Origin of the sequence: Protofrankia sp. CiP1_Cm_nod1 (assembly GCF_920888515.1) — a bacterium.
GTDB lineage: Bacteria > Actinomycetota > Actinomycetes > Frankiales > Frankiaceae > Protofrankia.
The window spans coordinates 16,861-35,019 of record NZ_CAKKTM010000455.1 but is presented as its reverse complement, the minus strand read 5'-3'; the positions used below and the strand labels follow the sequence as shown (position 1 = coordinate 35,019).

19 protein-coding genes are annotated in these 18,159 nt (G+C 68.6%); 5 read left to right on the top strand and 14 right to left on the bottom strand.

All coding sequences use genetic code 11. From position 1 onward, the window contains the following. Window positions 1-508 precede the first annotated feature (508 nt). A complete protein-coding gene (locus NBX02_RS21540; RefSeq protein WP_250292795.1) occupies window positions 509-1,792 on the top strand; it encodes an ROK family protein in 1,284 nt (427 codons plus the stop codon). A gap of 365 nt (window positions 1,793-2,157) precedes the next feature. Beyond that, window positions 2,158-3,084, top strand: coding sequence for a TauD/TfdA family dioxygenase (locus NBX02_RS21535; protein WP_250285508.1), 927 nt, complete (start codon window positions 2,158-2,160; stop codon window positions 3,082-3,084). 111 nt (window positions 3,085-3,195) lie between these two features. On the opposite strand, the gene NBX02_RS21530 is transcribed toward NBX02_RS21535, so the two are convergent. The 4 genes from NBX02_RS21530 to NBX02_RS21515 form a co-directional block, all read right to left on the bottom strand. Further along, entirely contained in the window at window positions 3,196-4,053 is an 858-nt protein-coding gene (locus NBX02_RS21530) for an amino acid ABC transporter permease (protein ID WP_250285509.1), read from the bottom strand. Next, the gene (locus NBX02_RS21525) at window positions 4,050-4,700 is read right to left on the bottom strand and encodes an amino acid ABC transporter permease (protein WP_250285510.1); all 651 of its coding nucleotides are present in this window, start codon (window positions 4,698-4,700) and stop codon (window positions 4,050-4,052) included. Before NBX02_RS21525 ends, NBX02_RS21530 begins: the two co-directional genes overlap by 4 nt. Before the next feature lie 93 nt (window positions 4,701-4,793). After that, on the bottom strand, window positions 4,794-5,654 hold the full coding sequence (locus tag NBX02_RS21520; RefSeq protein WP_445548571.1) for a glutamate ABC transporter substrate-binding protein: 861 nt from the start codon (window positions 5,652-5,654) through the stop codon (window positions 4,794-4,796). 157 nt (window positions 5,655-5,811) lie between these two features. Then, a complete protein-coding gene (locus NBX02_RS21515; RefSeq protein WP_445548573.1) occupies window positions 5,812-6,531 on the bottom strand; it encodes an amino acid ABC transporter ATP-binding protein in 720 nt (239 codons plus the stop codon). Between the two features lie 459 nt (window positions 6,532-6,990). Between NBX02_RS21515 and NBX02_RS21510 the strand changes: the two genes are divergently transcribed. Continuing rightward, window positions 6,991-7,248, top strand: coding sequence for a hypothetical protein (locus tag NBX02_RS21510; protein ID WP_250285512.1), 258 nt, complete (start codon window positions 6,991-6,993; stop codon window positions 7,246-7,248). 67 nt (window positions 7,249-7,315) lie between these two features. Then, window positions 7,316-8,221 (top strand): hypothetical protein, encoded by a 906-nt coding sequence (locus tag NBX02_RS21505; RefSeq protein WP_250285513.1) that lies wholly within the window; start codon window positions 7,316-7,318, stop codon window positions 8,219-8,221. A gap of 122 nt (window positions 8,222-8,343) precedes the next feature. Here NBX02_RS21505 and NBX02_RS21500 read toward each other — a convergent pair whose 3' ends face one another. From NBX02_RS21500 to NBX02_RS21470, 7 genes are all read right to left on the bottom strand, one after another. Next, entirely contained in the window at window positions 8,344-9,879 is a 1,536-nt protein-coding gene (locus NBX02_RS21500; protein WP_250285514.1) for an AarF/UbiB family protein, read from the bottom strand. After that, window positions 9,876-10,637: an SDR family oxidoreductase gene (locus tag NBX02_RS21495; protein ID WP_250285515.1), complete on the bottom strand. Its 762-nt coding sequence runs from the start codon at window positions 10,635-10,637 to the stop codon at window positions 9,876-9,878. Before NBX02_RS21495 ends, NBX02_RS21500 begins: the two co-directional genes overlap by 4 nt. Then, window positions 10,637-11,122, bottom strand: a complete 486-nt coding sequence (locus NBX02_RS21490) for an SRPBCC family protein (protein ID WP_250285516.1) — start codon at window positions 11,120-11,122, stop codon at window positions 10,637-10,639. The genes NBX02_RS21495 and NBX02_RS21490 overlap by 1 nt, the downstream gene beginning before the upstream one ends. 17 nt (window positions 11,123-11,139) lie before the next feature. Further along, window positions 11,140-11,571, bottom strand: a complete 432-nt coding sequence (locus tag NBX02_RS21485; RefSeq protein ID WP_250285517.1) for a polyhydroxyalkanoate synthesis regulator DNA-binding domain-containing protein — start codon at window positions 11,569-11,571, stop codon at window positions 11,140-11,142. After that, window positions 11,568-12,059: a polyhydroxyalkanoate synthesis regulator DNA-binding domain-containing protein gene (locus tag NBX02_RS21480; protein WP_250285518.1), complete on the bottom strand. Its 492-nt coding sequence runs from the start codon at window positions 12,057-12,059 to the stop codon at window positions 11,568-11,570. The genes NBX02_RS21485 and NBX02_RS21480 overlap by 4 nt, the downstream gene beginning before the upstream one ends. A 97-nt stretch (window positions 12,060-12,156) precedes the next feature. Next, on the bottom strand, window positions 12,157-12,411 hold the full coding sequence (locus NBX02_RS21475; RefSeq protein WP_250285519.1) for a hypothetical protein: 255 nt from the start codon (window positions 12,409-12,411) through the stop codon (window positions 12,157-12,159). A 275-nt stretch (window positions 12,412-12,686) separates the two neighbouring features. Continuing rightward, a complete protein-coding gene (locus NBX02_RS21470; protein ID WP_250285520.1) occupies window positions 12,687-13,508 on the bottom strand; it encodes a TetR/AcrR family transcriptional regulator in 822 nt (273 codons plus the stop codon). Between the two features lie 191 nt (window positions 13,509-13,699). On the opposite strand from NBX02_RS21470, the gene NBX02_RS21465 reads away from it, so the two are divergent. Beyond that, window positions 13,700-15,280: a DHA2 family efflux MFS transporter permease subunit gene (locus tag NBX02_RS21465; RefSeq protein WP_250292792.1), complete on the top strand. Its 1,581-nt coding sequence runs from the start codon at window positions 13,700-13,702 to the stop codon at window positions 15,278-15,280. On the opposite strand, the gene NBX02_RS21460 is transcribed toward NBX02_RS21465, so the two are convergent. The 3 genes from NBX02_RS21460 to NBX02_RS21450 form a co-directional block, all read right to left on the bottom strand. Then, window positions 15,249-15,932, bottom strand: a complete 684-nt coding sequence (locus NBX02_RS21460) for a TetR/AcrR family transcriptional regulator (RefSeq protein WP_250292790.1) — start codon at window positions 15,930-15,932, stop codon at window positions 15,249-15,251. The genes NBX02_RS21465 and NBX02_RS21460 overlap by 32 nt on opposite strands. A gap of 38 nt (window positions 15,933-15,970) precedes the next feature. Beyond that, entirely contained in the window at window positions 15,971-17,446 is a 1,476-nt protein-coding gene (locus NBX02_RS21455) for an MFS transporter (protein WP_250284190.1), read from the bottom strand. Between the two features lie 241 nt (window positions 17,447-17,687). Further along, window positions 17,688-18,122 carry a MarR family winged helix-turn-helix transcriptional regulator gene (locus NBX02_RS21450; protein ID WP_250284192.1) on the bottom strand — a complete coding sequence of 145 codons (435 nt, stop codon included), beginning with the start codon at window positions 18,120-18,122 and terminating at the stop codon, window positions 17,688-17,690. Window positions 18,123-18,159: the final 37 nt, after the last annotated feature.

The window sequence follows — 18,159 nt, the reverse complement described above, 5'->3', positions numbered from 1 at the left end:
GGCCCGCGTACGTTCCCGCCGCCGGCCCGGCCTCGGCGGTCCGTCGCGCCGGACGCCGGCCGGGCGGGCGGGCGGCGGCGGCAGGGACGGGGATGGGGATGGGGCGGGTGTTCCCCATCGGCCTGGTTGACAACCATTCGGGTGTTGCCTAGCGTCGAGGGTATGAGCCGGCATACCTATCTGGTCTGCCGCGCGCACGTCGACCTCCGTCGCGTGGCGAGCGCGCTCTGTCCATCCGCCTGATGCCGCCGCTGGATTCCCAGCGTGCCCAGGCCGTCCGGATACATGTACTCCTTCTTCATCCCGGGCTCCGCTGTTTCCCTGCTGGCAGGCGGCATCGAGAGGGGTGTCAGCCCTGACCAGGGCCTCGGGCCCCATCAGATTGATCATTTGCGGGACGGGCGACGTGGGTCCGTGTGTCCGCCCACCACGTGGGCCGTGACGACGTCCGCGCATCCGCGGCCCTGCCGAGTCCGCATGCAGCACCGCAGCCGCGAGGAGGTCAGCCATGCCGGCACGCAACCAGTCCCTGGCGTCGTCCATGACCGCGGTCCGCCCGGACCCGACCGGCACCGCCGCGGTGGTGCTGCGCGCCGTGTTGGATCACGGGCCGGTGGCGCGTACCCTCATCGGCCGCGCGACCGGGCTGAGCCCGGCCGTGGTGTCGCGGCAGACCGCTGACCTGATCTCCCTCGGGCTGCTGCGCGAGCTGCCGGCGCTGTCCAGCCCGCCGCGCGCCGGCCGGCCGTTCGTCCCCCTGGACATCGACACCCAGCGTCACCTCGCCTGCGGGGTGCACATCGCCGTCCCCAGCATCACCTTCGGCCTGGTGGACCTGCGCGGCCAGGTGGTGGCCCACGAGAGCGTGCCGCACCAGGGCGACGCGCACGAGGTGCTGCGGCAGATCAGCCAGTATCTTCCCGGCTTCGTGGCACGGCACGCCCGGGGCACCCGGCTGCTCGGGCTGGGGGTGGTCACCGGCGGATGGGTGGACCCGCAGCGTGGGGTCATCGTCGAGCACGGGCTGCTGGGGTGGCGTGACGTGCCGGTCCGCCAGGTGCTCGCCGAGACGACCGGCCTGCCCGTCCATGTGGACGGCCATGCCCGTGCGCTGGCGCAGGCGGAGATCATGTTCGGGGATCCGCGGGCCCGGCGCAGCCTGGTGCACCTGTTCGTCGGGAACGTCGTCGACGCGGCGATCGCCACTGGCGGCGAGGTGCACTGGGGCCCGCACGCCGGCGCCGGGGACGTCGCCCACCTGCCGCTGGCGGACAGTTCGGTGCGCTGCCCCTGCGGGCGGTCCGGCTGTGTGCAGGCCGCCATCTCGGAACGGGTCCTGCTGGAGCGGGCGGTCCGGGAAGGGATGATCGAGAAGCCCGACCTGTGTCTCCTGCTGGACGCGGCCCGCCGTGGCGACCAGCGCGTACTGGCGCTCTTCCGGGAGCGGCTGCGCGTCATCGGCCGGCTGGTGGCCCTGCTGCTGGACATGATCGATCCGGAGGTGCTGGTACTCACCGAGGCTGCCGCGATCTTCCTGCCGGACCTGCTGCCCGACCTGTACGAGCAGATCGCGGCGCACTCACGGGTGTGCGCCAGCCCCGAACGCACCGTGCTGCCCACCCGTTTCGGCCCGCGCACCCTTGCCGTCGCGGCGAGCGCGACCGTGCTGGACGCCGTCCACCGCAGCCCACGCAGCCTGTGCCCGGCCCCGGCCCCGGCTCCGGCCCCGGCCCCGGCTCCGGCCCCGGCCCGGGCCGGAGCCGGGGCCGGAGCCGGACGGCTGCCCGGCTGAGTTATTTTCACTCGAACGGTAAACATTGACCCGGCCGGCCGGCGGCATGATTATCGAAACATGAGCGACATCGGGTACACCGCGTCCCGGCGTACATCTCATGAATGTACGCCGCCGGCGTGCGCATCGTGCCGGTGCGCATTGCCCGGGTGTGCTGACCGTGTCGCCCGTCACTGTTCTCCCGCATTACGCGACGTGCTGGCCCTGATTCTTTCGTAGGCGTCGGGGCCGTGGTTCCGTGGCGTTCTTCCGAGTGATTCAGGGCCCGCCGCGGGCTGCCGCCGCCGTTTGCTGTGCCACTCGTATCCCAGCTGTATGCCGGTGGCCGGCTGTTCTTTCCGCCAACCAGTCTGGAGCACGCAGCGATGACAAGTACCGTCCAGCGGCTGGGTATCGACGTCCGGCCGCTTTCCGGGCACACCGGAGCCGAGATTCACGGCGTCGACCTGAGCCAGCGGCCCGACGACGCCACGATCGCCGAGATCCGTTCCGCCCTGCTGCGCTGGAAGGTCGTGTTCTTCCGCGACCAGTCCATCGGCCACGCCGAGCAGATCGCCTTCGGCGCCAGGTTCGGTAAGATCACTCCCGCCCATCCGCACGAGGACGCCCCGCCCGAGGGCTTCCCGCAGATCCTGCCGATCGACAGCCGCCGTTACGAGAAGAAGTTCGGCAAGCGGAAGGTCACCTATGACAACGGCTGGCACACCGATGTCACGGCGCTGGTGAACCCGCCGGCCGGGTCGATCCTGCGCGCCGACATTGTCCCCCCGTACGGCGGTGACACCGCCTGGACGAATCTGGTCGCGGCTTACGAGGGCCTTCCGGAAGAACTGCGCAGGCTCGCCGACGGGCTACGGGCCAAGCACAGCTTCAGCCCCCGCCTGCTGGCCGGGACCCCCTACGGGGAGAAGATCGCGTCGAATCCGCTGGTGGCGGTGCACCCGGTGGTCCGGGTGCACCCGGAAACGGGTGAGCGGGCGCTTTTCGTCAGCCCGAGCTTCACCTCCGGGGAGAACGAGATCATCGGGTTCTCCCCGCGGCAGAGCCACCGGATTCTCGAGCTCTTCTACGAGCAGATCGCCCGGCCCGAGTACACGGTGCGGTTCCGCTGGAGCCCGGGTGACGTCGCTTTCTGGGACAACCGGGCGACCGCGCATCTGGGCCCGTCCGACCTGGGCCACCTCGACTTCGACCGCGTGCTGTACCGGATCACCCTGGAAGGGGACATCCCGGTCGGGGTCGACGGGCGGCAGTCGGAACCCGTGGCCGGGCAGCCCTTCCTCGCCGGCTGACCAGCGCTGGAGGCCGGCCCCGGCCGGGCGGCCGCCATCCGGTCGCCTGGCCGGGGCCGGCCTCCGGCTGTCGGGCCACGGGCCCGGCGTGGGCGCAGCGCTATCCGGTGGCTATCCGGTGGACAGGTCCTCCGCGGGCACGGACGGCCTGGCCCGCCGGCCGGACAGCCGCGCCTCCAGGTAGGTCGCCAGCCTGGTCACCAGGTAGTTGACGAGGATGAAGATGCCGCCGATGACCAGATAGGTCTGGATCGGGTTGTGCAGGGTCTGGATGGCGATCAGGGCCCGGCGCAGCAGCTCCTCGTAGGAGATGAAGGCCCCGAGCGAGGTGTCCTTGAGGATCACCACGAGCTGGCTGATCAGCGCCGGCAGCATCGAGCGGAACGCCTGCGGCAGCAGGACGATCCGCAGCGTCTGGCCGCGGGTGAGGCCCAGGGCGGCGGCCGCCTCGCGCTGCCCCTTCGGCACCGCGAGGATGCCCGCCCGGACGATCTCGGAGATGACCACCGAGTTGTAGGCGGTCAGACCGATCACGATGTACCACAGCGGCGGCAGCTTCAGCCCGTAGACCGGGAGAACCTGCGCCGCGAAAAAGATCGCGATCACCACGGGGACGCCGCGCAGCAGCTCGACCACCCCGACCACGGCCCACCGGTACCACCGGGCCGCGGAGATCCTGGTCGTCGCGATGAGCACCCCGAGCACCAGGGAGAAGGACATCGCCAGGCCGGCGGCGGTCAGGGTGTGCACCAGACCGCCGCCGAGCAGACGCCACAGGGCCGGGAAGTTCTCGTCGCCGGGGTTGAACAGCGGGCTCCACCGGCTGCCGTCGAACTGGCCGTTCGCCGCCAGCCGACGGACGGCCAGCGCGGCCAGCGCGGCCAGCGCGATGCCGGCGGCCACGCTGGCGACGGCGATCCGCCGGCGTCCCCTTGGACCCGGGGTGTCGTAGAGGACTGAGCCGCTCACCGGGTCACCCGTAGCCGTTTCTCCGCCGCCAGCACGAGCAGGCCGGTCGGGATGATGATGATCAGATATCCGATCACGACCCCGGAGTAGACCGGTAGCGCCGGTTCCCCCCGCGCGCCGTTGAGCGTGCTCGCCACGCTGTAGAGTTCGCCACCGACCCCGAACGCGCCGACGATCGCCGAGTTCTTCACCATCGCGATCCCGACGTTGCCCAGCGGGGGGATGACCGCCCGCAGTGCCTGCGGCAGGATGACCAGCCGCAGCGACTGGCCGAAGGTGAGGCCGATCGAACGGGCGGCCTCCGCCTGACCGGCGTCCACCGCGCCGATTCCGCTGCGTACCGCCTCACAGACGAACGCGGCGGTGTAGACGGTGAGCCCGGCGGCCCCGAAGGCGAAGTACGAGCCGTTGATCCCCACTTCCGGCAGGCCGAAGGCGAAGGCGAACAGGACGATCGTCAGCGGACAGTTACGGACCAGCGTCACATAGGTGGTGCCCACGGCACGCAGGGGCGGCACCGGCGACACCCGGAACCCCGCGAGAACGATCCCGAGCAGCAGCGCCGCCACGGCGACCAGACCGCAGATCTTCAGTGTTCCCAGCAGGCCGTCGGCGTACAGGCCTAGGTTGTCGGTGATGACATCCATGGCGGCTCCGGGGTGGCATCGACTCAGGAGACCGCGCGGCTCATCGGGGCCGCGCGGTCCACAGCGGTTACGAAAGGCGCGGGGGCCCGACGGTCAGGAGCAGGTGCCGAGCGTGGGCAGCGCCGGGGCGCTCCCGGCGACCTTGCCCGCCGTGGCCTCCCACGCCTTGGCATAGCGGCCGTCCGCCGCCGCCGCGGTCAGCTGCTCGTCGATGAACTGGCAGAAGGCGGTGTCACCCTTTTTGATGCCGATACCGTAGGGCTCGGTGGTGAAGGGCTTGCCGACGAGCTTGAACGCGCCGCCGCTGCTGTCCACCAGGCCCAGCAGGACGACGTTGTCGGTGGTGACGGCGTCGACCTGGCCGGTACGCAGCGCGTCCGCGCACTTGGAGTAGACATCGAAGAGCACGATGTTGGACGCGTCGGCGTATTCCTTGATTTTCTCGGCCGGGGTCGACCCGGAGACGGAGCAGACCTTCGCGTTCGCCGCGCGCAGGGACTCCGGCCCGGTGATCGTGGTGTTGTCCTTCTTCACCATGATGTCCTGGCCGGCCTGGTAATACGGGCCGGCGAAGCTGACGAGCTGCTTGCGCTTGTCATTGATGGTGTAGGTGGCGACGATGAAGTCCACCCTGCCCTGCTGGATCGCGCCTTCCCGCTGGGCCGACGGCGTCTCGATGAAGGTGATGTTCTCCGGGCCGATCCCCAGGCCGGCGGCGATGATTTTCGCGATTTCGACGTCGAATCCGTCGACCTTGCCGCTGAGGCCCTTCAGCCCGAACAGCGGCTGGTCGAACTTGGTGCCGACGGTGACCTTCCCCGCCTCGGCGAGCCTGGCCGCCGTGGTGCCGGTGGCGAAGGTGGGTTTCGCCGTGGTTTCGGCCTCGGTACCGGTCGTATCGCTCCCACAACCGGCGGCGGCGAGCGCGACGGTACCGGCGACGACGGCCGTCACCAGCCTCCGTCGCCGCCGTGGGTGCCGCTGAAGCGGCTGGAACGGATGGAGCTGGCTCAGCAGGCGTGGAATCCGCATGGTCGTCCTTTCGAGGGGATCATGTCGGCTGTGGACGGGGGAAGGAGAGGCGGGCCGGCTCACCGGTGAGCCAGCGCGGTCAGTGCGGGAGGACCCGGGCCAGGAAATCGCGAGCCCGCTGCGTCCGTGGGCTGTCGAAGAACTCCACCGGCGTGCCCTCCTCGAGGATTCCGCCGTCGGCCATGAACACGACCCGGTCCGCGGCCTGCCGAGCGAATCCCATTTCGTGGGTGACGACCACCATGGTCATGCCGTCGCGGGCGAGTTCGGTCATGACGTCGAGCACTTCGGCGATGTATTCCGGGTCGAGGGCCGAGGTGGGCTCGTCGAAGAGGATCACTTTTGGGTCCATGGCCAGCGCCCGGGCGATCGCGACACGTTGTTGCTGCCCGCCGGAAAGCTCGGCCGGATAGCTGCCGGCCTTCGCGCCGACGCCGACCCGGTCGAGCAGTTCCCGGCCTCGGCGCTCGGCCGCCTCCCGGGGGATTCCCCGGACCTTTGTCGGCCCGAGCGTGACGTTCTCCAGCGCGGTCTTGTGGGCGAAGAGGTTGAACGCCTGGAAGACCATGCCCACCTCGGCCCGTAACCGCGCGAGCGCGCGGCCCTCCTCGGGCAGCTGCCGCCCGTCGATCGTGATCCGCCCGGCGTCGATGGTCTCCAGCCGGTTGATGCAGCGGCACAGCGTCGACTTGCCCGATCCCGACGGGCCGATGACGACGAGCACCTCGCCGCTGTGGACGGTCAGGTCGATCACGTGCAGCGCCCGGAAACCGCCGAAGGACTTCTCGACGCCCTCCATGACGATCAGGGGTTCACCTCGCGCGCTCTTCGTCACGTGCAACCCTTCGGTCAGGACGTGTAACCCTTCGGTCAGGTTGAGCGGAACGGTAGCAGGTGTACTCCGCATGTCTCGGCGGTGTGTCGGATGTCGAATACCGCATACCCATCCGACCTTTATGATCATTATTGTGATGCTCGGCGGCCCCGTGGCGGGTGTGCCTCCGTGCGGCCGAGCGGATGCTGCTCGGAGAGCGTTGACGGGAGCTCGGATCGCTACTGTCAGTTATTGGCTGTAGCCGTATGGTCACTTCTGGTGTCCGCCCGCTTGCCGGCCGGCCTGTCGTATCGGTGTTGCCGGTATGTGACGACGATCATCAGATCGTTTCCGCTGGCAATCCTTGACATGATTATTACGCACCGCGTAAGTTCTACGCATCGCGTAAATCGCGCAGAACAAGAGCCTTCAGGGAGGCGTGCCGTGGCAACCGGGACCCGTCGTAAGAACACTCTCACAAAGTTCATCAGTGATGTCATCGACGACAGCAAGGACCTGGTAGACGACCTGATCGACCGGGCGAAGGACGTCGAGAACGACACCCGCAAGGCCGTCACCAACGTGGTCAAGGAAGAGGGCGACATCCCCAGCGGTGACGATCTTCAGGATCTCAAGAAGGCGCTCACCGAGCTGACCGCGAAACTCGACCAGCTTTCCGCGGTCAAGGGCACCGGTAAATAGCACTGACGGATTACGGGGTTGGTGTCGGATATTCGGCGCCAACCCCGTTGCTACGTTATGGGGCTTTATGCCTGCCATCGTCTTCGAGCCGTGGGTGGACGACGCCGACACCGTGGATGTCGGGGTGCTGACCAGGCTCGGTCCGCATGTGACCCCACAGATATTCGACGTCGACGACCCCCACCTGTTACTTGTCGCTCCCCGTAGCTCCGTCAAGATACGCGCGTTACGGCGGGACGACCGGATGAGCGTGCTCATCCGTGCTGGCACGAAGTTTCTCGCGGCGTCCGGATACGCGTCGATCGTTGATCCACTCTCCCCGGTCGACCTGCTGTCCCCGGGCCGCCTGCTGCGTGCCCCGACGACCGTGGTCTCGTTCATCGGCCGCAACAACCGCCACCTCACCGGCATGGCGGCCGACCTGGGCCTGCGTACCGCGACCCTGCCCACCAGTCGGGTACTCGTCGAGCTCGACGTCGTCCGCACCATCGAAACGACGTCCGGAGGCGGGATCGTGGCCGCCGGGGACTGGCCCGAAGCGAACCTGCTTCTTACCGGAACACCCGAGACACGGATCACACCTCCCGCCGGGCCATGGTCCGCGGACGAGCGGCGGATCCTCGACGAACTCCTCGAGCATGCACGTCCCGTGAGCGTGGGCCTTCGGACGGCTGCCGGGCCGGTCGTGCTGCCCGGCACCTGGGAGCCGGACACCGCCCTTGTCCGGGTTCCGGCGGCGTTGGCGAGGCTGGTCGGCGTCACCTCCGGCGCACCGGTGTCCGTCACGGCCCACACCGGCGGTCACCGGCTCGACAGCAAACGAGGGGTACTGCTCCGGGGCGAGGGAGAGATCCGCCGAGACGGGACGGACATGCTCCTCGGCATCAGGAACAGCCGCGCGACGGTGTGGCGAGGCGACCGTTCGCGCACGGTCCGTTCGGAGTCATCCTCCGCGCGGGAGCCACAGCCGTAGCGTAGGTGGAAACCGCTGTGGCAACGGCTGTTTCCACCTACGAGCACGGAAGCCGTAGGTGGAAACAGCCATGGTGACGACCGAAACCACCTACGCCTTCCGACGGGAGGGACAGCATCCGCTCAGCCTGCTCGGCGTCGTCTGGCGAGCCAGGCTGCGGCGGCGACGGCCAGCAACATGTTGCGGTTGCTGCGTGTCCTCGCGTCGGCCCGGTCCTCCTGACGTGACCGGCGGGCCTGTACCGCGTTGACGTTGACAGTGAACTCACGGTTGGAGATATCTCGACCGAGAGTACGCAGTTGCTCGACGATGGACATCGACCCGCCCATCAGGTCGAGCACCAACTGCGCCGCCTGCTCCTGGGAGAGCAGCTCGCGGACGAGATCGAAGAGGATGTCCCGGAACTCCTCCTCGAAGACGTCGGTCACCGAGAGCTCGGGCGAGAGATAGCGCACCGAGCCCTCGAGATTGGCGAACGACTTGCCGAGCAGCGCGACCACCGGGCTGGTCTGGATACCGCGCCGGCTGGAGAACTTCAGGATCGACGTCAGCGCGACACCGAGGTTGAGATCCTCCAGGCTGGCGTCGGCGATGGTGGGCACGAAACCGCAGCAGTCGCTGACGAATGCCGGAATGTTGGCCCAGGAGCTGGCCCGGCCCAGCTCGATCCATGCTTTTGCCAGCCCATGACCGTCGTTCTGCGAGAGGGCGACCAGAATGCTCGCGAACGTCAGCGACTGGCGCCGGTCCATTCTCCCGACCATTCCCCAGTCGATGAGGTACGCCTTGCCGCCGGGTTCGACGAAGACGTTGCCGGGATGGGGGTCGGCGTGGAACATCCGGTCGACGAAGAAGCCGCGGTACATGAAGCTGAGCAGGTCGCGGCCGATCGCCTCGCGCTCGGCGTTGGTGAACTTGTCGCGGTTGGCGTCACGGATGGACGTGCCGGGTGCGAGCTGCTGCACCAGCACCTTCTTGGTGACGAAGATGACCTCGGGCACGGCGAGGTTGTCGAACCCCTCCATCGCCTCCCGCGCGGCGTCCATGTTGCGTGCCTCGACGCGGAAGTCCAGTTCGGCCTTCATGGCGTCGAACATGATCTCCATCATGGCGGTGAGGTCGAAGACGTCGTCGAGGTCGGGCACCCGTTTGGCGAAGAACTTCCCCAGCCGCTTCAACATGGCCATGTCGTCGAGCATCACCGGGGCGATACCCGGCCGTTGGATCTTGACGACCGCCCGTTCGCCGGTGCGTAGCGTGACGGCGTAGACCTGCGCGAGCGAGGCCGCGCCGAGCGGTTTGTCGACCTTGATGTCCAGGAAGGCGCTGCGCCAGTCGCGCCCGAGCTCCTCCTCCAGAATGGGCTCGAAGGTCTCGAACGGCGCGACGGAGACCTTTTCGTGGAGGTTCTGAAACTCGTCGATCATGTATTGCGGCATTATGTCGGGGCGGGTCGACAGCATCTGGCCGATCTTCACATAGAACGGGCCGAGTGACTCGAGCGCGTGCCGGATCCCCCTGGCCCGGGTTTTTTCGCGTTCCTCGCTGTCGGCGGAGTCGTCGCCACGCTTGCGACGCAGCCCCACCGCTCCGCTGATCTCCTGTAGAAGAAGTTGGGAGAGAACTCCCGCGACCACCCGGGCACGGCTGTCGCTCATGTCCTGATGCCGCCGTCGACGCCGAGAACCTGGCCGGTCACGTAGGATGACGCCGGGTCGAGCAGGAACAGCAGTACCCGGGCCACCTCCTCGTGTTCGCCGAGGCGGCCGGCCGGTACCAGGGACTCGGCCTCCTCCTGCAGACCAGGGAAGACATCGAACGACTCGTCGTGTAACAGGCCCGACTCGATGGTGTTGACGGTGATGCCGGCTGGCGCGAGCTCCCGCGCGAACTGTCGGCTGATGGTGAACAAGGCGTCACGTAACCAGGTGTGCGGGTTGGTGGAGCTCTTGCCGCCGGGCAGGGCGTTGAGCACGGTCACGATGCGGGCCGTCGCTCGCCCTGAGAGATGCGGCGCAGCCGCTGAGGTGAGATTGAACACACCGGACAGACTGCCCAGCAGGAGGCGCTGCCATTCCTGCGGAGACAGGGATGTCAGAGGCACCGCGTTCACGATGCCTGTCGCCTGCTGATTGCCGATCGTCGTGACCAGGATGTCGAGCCCACCGTGATGGGCGGCGGCCTCGGCCAACGCCCGGGAGCAGTCCTGCCAGGATGCCACGTTTCCCTGATGCGCCGACAACGGTTTGCCGCTGCGCTGTTCCAGGAACTCGTCGACTTCGGGGCGCCTCCGACTGTAGCCGACGGCCACGCGCGCCCCACGGGCGAGCAGTGCGTCGGTCAGACTGGCGCCAAGGTTACGCGTGCCGTCCGCCACGAAGGCTACTTTACCGAGGAGAGTGCCCTCGTCACCCATCAGGCGGCCGGGCCGGAGCGGAAGAGCAGCCGTTGCTTGCTCTGCCAGTGCTGGGCCGCCAGGGTCCCTATCCGGGACGCCATCGACTCGACATGTTCTTCGACGTGGTCGGGTAGCACGCGTCGCAGCTTAGAGGGATACCGGTGTCCGCAGTCGACTTCCGCGACATAACGCAGGCTGGTCTCGTCCTCGGCGACCGAGGTCAGGTCGAAGACCTGGGTCGAGAGCACGTCCAGGGAGGGCACGCGGATGGACCAGGTGAGCTGGTGCGGCGGGATCGCGGAGTCGATGTGGGCGGTCGCGTCGACGAGACGGCTCAGCGGTCCCCACGACAGCCGCACCTTGATGCGGTGGGCGCCGTCCTCGTCGACCTGGATCGGGCCGGAGATCTCCGGTGAACGCCTGAGGATGTCGTCCAGGCGTTCCAGTTCGGTCCAGACCTCCCCGATCGGCGCGTGTACCCGCACCGTGGTCTCATGATGCACCTGACCGTCTCCCCTTCTCAGTCGCGGCCTGGGATCGTACGGTTTTCATCGCCGGTACCGGGAAAGCTGTTGCCGCGCTGCCCCCGTAGGCTACGATGAGACGTCAAGCCATTATGGGATGTCATGCCGCCGCCATTGTCTCGCTTGTCGAGAGCGGACAGTAGCGAACCGGCAATAGCGGAGAGGCTCGCGGGTATGCCGGTCTGCAGACCAACCTTGTCCACCAGCGCGCCCTTGAGCGCGTCGGCCAGGACCTGGTTGGTACAGTCCTCGCCCGAGCCGTCACGGACAGCTCGGAACCGGCGACCGGCCTGGATGTCCTCGCGGATCTCGCTGAGCGGAATCCGCCGATGTTCGTTGATGTCGTAGAGGCTGCCGTCGCTGTCACGTCGCAGGCGGCGGTAGTGCCCCCGGGGCGGGCGTGGAGTACGGCGCTGATTCAGGCTCATTGGTCCACATTCTGCGCGTCCGAGCCTTTGCGAGCATCAGGGGGTGGCTTGGGGGAGACATGATCTTTCTGGTCGCGGTCTGCTGCCGGTTTCGCGGGTCGCGTGGTGTCAGCGTCGCTGATGAGCGCGGACACCACACGGGTGAGTTCGTCGATCTGTGCTCGTAGATCGCGCAACTCGTCCTGCTGCTCATGGCGGTCTTCGACGACGATCCGGGCGATGCGGTTCGGCATGCGGATCAGCTCGGCCAGGGGCAGGTCCGTCGAGTCCCGGTTGCTCAGCACCCGGCCGAGAAAGTGGGCTGTCATGTCGGCGCCGGTCTCGTGGTCCTCGACCCGGATGTTCTCGCCGTCGCGAATGAGCCGCTCGATCTGGCGGAGCGAGGTGAAGCGCCGCTCCACCGTGTCGTAGAGCTTGCGGTTCGCGTAACGCCTGATCAGCCGCTCGGTCGCACCATCATCCGAGACCGGCATGGCAGCCGCGTTCATCGATGGTCCATCCTTTGCCTCATGCTTGATTGTAAACATAAGATCAGGCCGGCGCCCTGGATCCGTCCAGAGCGCCGGCCTGATTGCCATGCGACAACTACTTGCTGCCAGCCTTGGTCTCGGCGAGCTGGTTCACCTTGGAGGTCAGCTCCGCGAGGGCCTTCTTGAGGTCCTGCAGCTCATCGCTGCTGGGGCTGTCGTCGTCGACGACGTTCCGCGCGGTCCTGCGCAGGTCGTCCTCAAGGTCGCGGCTGCGGTCGATGAGGTCGTCGACGAGGTCCTTGGTGTTGTCGACGATGTCCTCGATGAACTTCGTCAGCGTGTTCTTCCGCCGACGGGTGGTAGTGGCCATGCTGCCCCTCCTTCATGGTTGACGCTGTCCGGGCTGGTGGTGCGGTCCCGACGCCCCGTATGTCTTACGCATTGCGTAGATTTACGCAATGCGTAAGACATGTCAACCACTGCATTGAGGATTGTGGTATTGCTCACTCTGGGTGTTCGAGTTATACCAATTGGGTGTTTATGTACGGTCTGGGCCGTACTGCGCGGAGAGGCGTCGATTCGCTCGTCCGTACCCGGCCGCGCTGATTGTCCGGCCCTGTCGCGACTGGCCCTGTCGCGGCGCGGTTACCGCCGGCCCGCTCCCCGGACGGCGTCCGGGCGGCGGCGAGGGCCGCGGGGGAGCTCCGGCAGGGAGGCGGCGATGCCGGCCAGCACCCACGCCAGGCCCTCGTCGAACCTCTGCTGCGCATCGCCGTGGTCGGTCAGCGCGGACAGGTCCGGATCCAGCTCGGCGATCCGGGGAAAGTCGCCGGTGTCGACGAGAGTCCGCAGGTAGCTCTGGACCAGCTGCCGCTGCTCGGTGGCGTCCACGTCTCCCCGGGGCGGCCTGACCTGGTCGAGCCGTTCGGTGACGAGGTGCCCGACCGTGTAGGTGTCGACGGCCCGCAGAATGCGGATCCGATGCCGCTGGTCGATGTCGAGGCCGGCGACGGCGGCCAGGGACTGCTCCAGATGGCGCATGGCGTTGGGCCCCAGGCGCGGCCAGTGGCCTCTGGCCTTCACGATCCACGGATGTCGCAGGGCAACAGCGCGCGTTCGCTGGGCGATCGTCCACAGCGCGTCCCGCCAGTCGGCGGGCAGCGGTTCGGGAACGATGATGTCGGCCATTGCCTCGTCGGTCATCAGCTCGAAGAGGTCGTCCTTGCGCTGGATGTGCGAGTAGAGGCTCATCGGACGGGCGCCCAGCGCCGCCGCGACCCGCCGGATGGAGACCGCCTCCAGCCCTTCGGCGTCGGCCAGCGCGATCGCCGTGTCGACGATCGCCTGCCGGGTGAGCCCCGGTTTCCTCTCCTTGGCCAGGCGGGCCCACAGCAGGCCTGCCGGCGGCCGGTCGGCCCGCGGGGAGGCGTCCGGCGTCTGGATCGCGGCATGGCGGTCACCGGGCACGGGACGAGGGTATCGCCGGATCCGATCCAGCGATACTTCGTACGGTGAATCGATACGCCGTATCGCCTGGAAGACGCTGTACGGGTTGTCGATACAGTGTAGCGTCGGCCGTGGTCGCGTATCCGTCCGGCTACGTCGCGCCAGGGCGTTCCAGGCATCGACCGTCCCCGAACCGTTCCCGGAGGCTCGTGATGGCACAGACCCAGGCGTCCACCGCATCCGAGCGGCCGGACGAGCCGGACGAGCCGGGCGGGCCGGAGCCGGCGAAGGCGAAGCGGGCGGAGAGCGACCGGCTCGACCCGGCGCTGCTCCGTCTCGCCGGGATCATCCTGGTCGGCACGGTGGTCGTGCAACTGGACCTCACGATCATCGCAGTCGCCATCGACACCCTGGGGCGTTCGTTCGGAGTCGGGATCTCGACGATCCAGTGGGTCAGCACCGGCTACATGCTCGCGCTGGCGATGGTGATCCCACTGACCGGCTGGTCGGTGGAGCGCTTCGGCGGCAAGCGGATGTGGATGCTGTCGCTGGCGTTGTTCCTCGTCGGGTCGGTGCTGTGCGGGATGGCCTGGTCAGCCGGCAGCCTGATCGCCTTCCGGGTGCTGCAGGGCATCGGCGGTGGCATGCTCCTGCCGCTGATGCAGACCATCCTCGCCCAGGCCGCCGGCCCGCGGCGGATGGGCCGGCTGATGGCCACGGTCGCCGTGCCCGCCCTGGTGACGCCCGTCCTGGGCCCGGTCATAGGCGGTGTGATCATCGACACCCTGAGCTGGCGCTGGATCTTCCTCATCAACGTGCCGGTCTGCCTGGCCGCCCTGCTGCTGGCCTGGCGGGGGCTGCCCGACATGCGGATCCCGGGCCGGCATCCGCTGGACGTCCGTGGGCTCGTGCTGCTCTCCCCGGCGCTGGCGGCGGTCGTCTACGGTTTCTCGGCGGCGGGCAGCCGGGGCAGCTTCACCGACCTCGAGGCGGTCGTCCCGCTGGTCGCCGGAGCGGCCCTGCTGGTCCTGTTCGTCGCGCATGCCCTGACGAGCGAGGCGGAGCCGATCATCGACCTGCGGATGTTCCGCAGCCGGTCCTTCACCGGCTCATCCGGGATCATGTTCCTCTCCGGGATCGCGCTGTTCGGCGCGATGTTCCTGCTCCCGCTGTACGAGCAGCAGGTCCGTGGGCGCAGTGCGGCCGAGGCCGGGCTGCTGATGGCCCCGCAGGGAATCGGCATGATGATCGCCATGGTTGTGGCCGGCCGGCTCGCCGACCGGGGGGCCGTCCGGCCGCTCGCCATCACCGGCCTGGTGCTCAGCGTGCTGGGTACCGCCGCCTACACCCAGGTCGGCACCGGCACCAGCGAGTGGCTGCTCGGCGCGTCCCTGGCCCTGCGCGGTGTCGGGCTGGCGGCGGTGATGATCCCTGTCATGTCAGCGGTCTACCACGGCCTGCACCAGGACGAGATCCCCCGCGCCACCTCGGCGGTGCGGATCTTCCAGCAGGTCGGCGGCTCCCTCGGCACCGCCGTGCTCGCGGTGGTCCTCGCCCACGGGATCGCTGACCGGGGCGGATCCGCCCGGGTGGACGCGGCCGGGCTGGCGGACGCCTTCGGGAACACCTTCTGGTGGACGCTGGCGCTCACCGCCGCCGCGGTACCGTGCGCCTTCCTGCTACCCGGCCGGAGGACGGCCGTCCCCTCGCGGCCGGCCGTCCCCCCGCAACCGGCCGTCCCCGTCCAGGGGAGCGATCCGGTCAGTGCAGACGCAGCGCGGCGGAGCTCGTGACCACCCGCTCCCACTCCTGCGCGTCGACCGGCGGGGTGGCCAGCGGCCGTGGGCCGTCCGGGCGCAGCCCGTCGAGGAGCAGGTCCAGATGGCGGCGCCACACCATCGGCGCGACCCGGTCGGTCGCGTCGACCAGGCTGGTCACCGTCCACAACAGGACGGAAATATCACGGTAGGTGACGTCCGGGCGTAGCCGGCCGGCCTTGCGGGCGGCCTCGAGCAGGCCGTCCACCACCCGGTGGATCTCCTCCCGCAGCGGCCGGCCGAGGGCCGAGTCCCACAGCCGGCTGTTGCCCCTGCCCTCGCTGGCGTGCCGTTCCACCAGGGTCCGCACGAACGTCTCCAGGCGCTCGCCGGGCTCGCGGTGCTCGCCGGCGGCCCTGGCCAGGCCCAGCATGCGCTCGAGGTAGGGCAGGGCGACCGCGTCCAGCAACGCGCCCTTGGTCGGGAAACGGCGGTAGACGGTGCCGATGCCGACTCCGGCGCGGCTGGCGACCTCCTCCATGGTGAAGGCGGGACCGCGCTCGCCGTACACCTCGGACGCCGCGGAGAGCACCCGTTCCCGGTTCCGCGCCGCGTCGCAGCGTAGCCGTTCCGGCGCTGTCGTCTCTGACAGCGCGGGCACGGACGAGGTTTCCGCGGTCCTGCTCATGACGACACGGTAGTAGTGTCACGCGGCGAACACAGCCGCTAGCAGGACTGTGTGGTCGCCGGAGCACCGCCGCGCGGCTCGGGCAGCGTCATGTTCCTGGCGGCCGGAGCCTCGCTGGCCGGGGTGCCGGTGGGCTGCCGGCGTAGCGGCACGATGGCGGCCGCCACCGCGGCGGCAACCATCGACACGGCCAGTACCGCGAAGCTCACGCTGTAGCCGTGCTCGCTCGGCAGCCCGCTCGCCAGGGCGCCGGAGGCCAGGATGCTGGTGACGACCTGGCTTCCGATCGACCCGCCGATGGTGCGGATGTTCGCGTTCATCCCGGTCGCGGCCCCGGTCTGGCCGGCCGGGACGGCCTCGATGATCAGGTTGGACATGGACGAGAACGCAAGCCCGATACCGAGGCCCTGGATGGTCGTGGCGACGAAGAACTCCCAGGGCTCGTGGTGCGCCACCGAGAGCATCAGGAACGGGACCGAGGCCAGCAGGGAACCCACCACCAGCGGCTGCTTGGCCCCGCGCCGGGCGGTGATCCGGCCGATCAGGGAGCTCATAATGATCATAGCTATGCTGCTGGGCAGCAGATACAGCCCGGAGACGGTGACCGAGGCGTCGAAGCCGTAACCGGCCTCCGGGGGCGCCTGCAGGAACGGCGGGATGACGATGAAGGTCGAGTACATTCCGACGCCGAGCAGCAACGCCGCCACGTTGGTCCACCACACGGCCGGGACGCGCATCATCGTCATGTCGATCAGCGGTACGGCGGAGCGTTCCTCCACCTGGATCCACAGCACGATCAGCACCACGGCCGCGCCGAACAGGCCCAGTGTGCCGCCGGACGTCCAGCCCCAGGCGCTGCCCCGGTTAAGCCCGAGCAGCAACGCGACCAGCCAGCCGGACAGCAGTGCCGCGGCCGGGAGGTTGACCCGTCCCGGGCTGCGCACCGGGGACTCCGGGATGAACAGCGCCGTTACCAGGGTGGCGAGCGCCGACATGATGAGCGGGATCCAGAACAGCCAGTGCCACGACAGGTGGTCGACCACCGGCCCGGCGATCACTATGCCGAGCGCGCTGCCGATACCGAGCATCCCCGACATCAGCCCGATGGCGCCGGGCACCCGGCGGGCCGGGAACTCGTCGCGGATGATGCCGAAGGACAATGGGAACAGCCCGCCGCCGATCCCCTGGACCACCCGGGCGACGATGAGCACGCCGACCGAGCTCGTCAGCGCGGCCAGCAGCGATCCGGCGGTCAGCGAGGCATAGACGACGACGAGCATCTTCTTCTTGCCGAACATGTCGCCGAGGCGGCCCAGGATGGGTGTCGCGACCGAGGCGGACAGCAGGTAGGCGGTGAGCACCCAGGTCACCGTCGTCTGGGAGGTGTGCAGATCCCGCTGGACGACCGGCAGGGCCGGCAGCACCATCGACTGCAACAGTGTGTAACCGGCAGTACCGAGCGTAAGCGCGGCAAAAGTGATGGCGACCTGCTGGTCGCTGCGTTCTGTGGACATGGGCCTCCGTCCCGGACAAGCGGAATTGCCCTCCGGATCGTAACAGTTAAGTGGAGTTTGATTCCGCTTAATCGTCCGGTCACCCGGCGGCCCGAAGTCGGCCCAGCCGCTGGCGGCCGAGACTGCCGCAGCTCGCCGCAGGCGCCACGCGTGGCCGCTTCACGCCTCATCCGGCGTCGTGGCTGGTGTACTGGTTGCTGACCGGCCCTGACCGATTACGATCGATCATGTATGGTCGCCGTCAGTCGTGGGACGGCGTACCCTCCGCCAGCGCGGCGGCGAGCAGGAGGCGCAGGGCCGTGCGTTCCTGGGGGTTCAGCGTGTCGAGGATCCTGTCCTCGACGGCGTCCATCCCGCGTTCGGCGGCCGTGAGGGCGCTGCTGCCGGCGCGCGTGCGATAGACGAGGTGGCGCCGGCGGTCGGTGGGATCGCGCCGGCGTTCCACCCAGCCCGCGCGCTCGACCTCGTTGAGGAGCAGCACGAGGTTGTTCGCGTCCAGGCACAGCACATCGCCGAGATGCCGCTGGGGGACACCGGTGTCCTCGCTGAGATGGTTGAGGATCACGAACTGCTTGAGCGTCATGCCGAGCACGTCGTCGGTGGCCTCCCGGTACACGCGCCGGGCGAGGCGTGTCAACAGGACGATCAACCCTGAGGTGGTTGCGGCGACGCTCATGATTCCAACGATCTTATCATCGTGGTGTCAATATTGA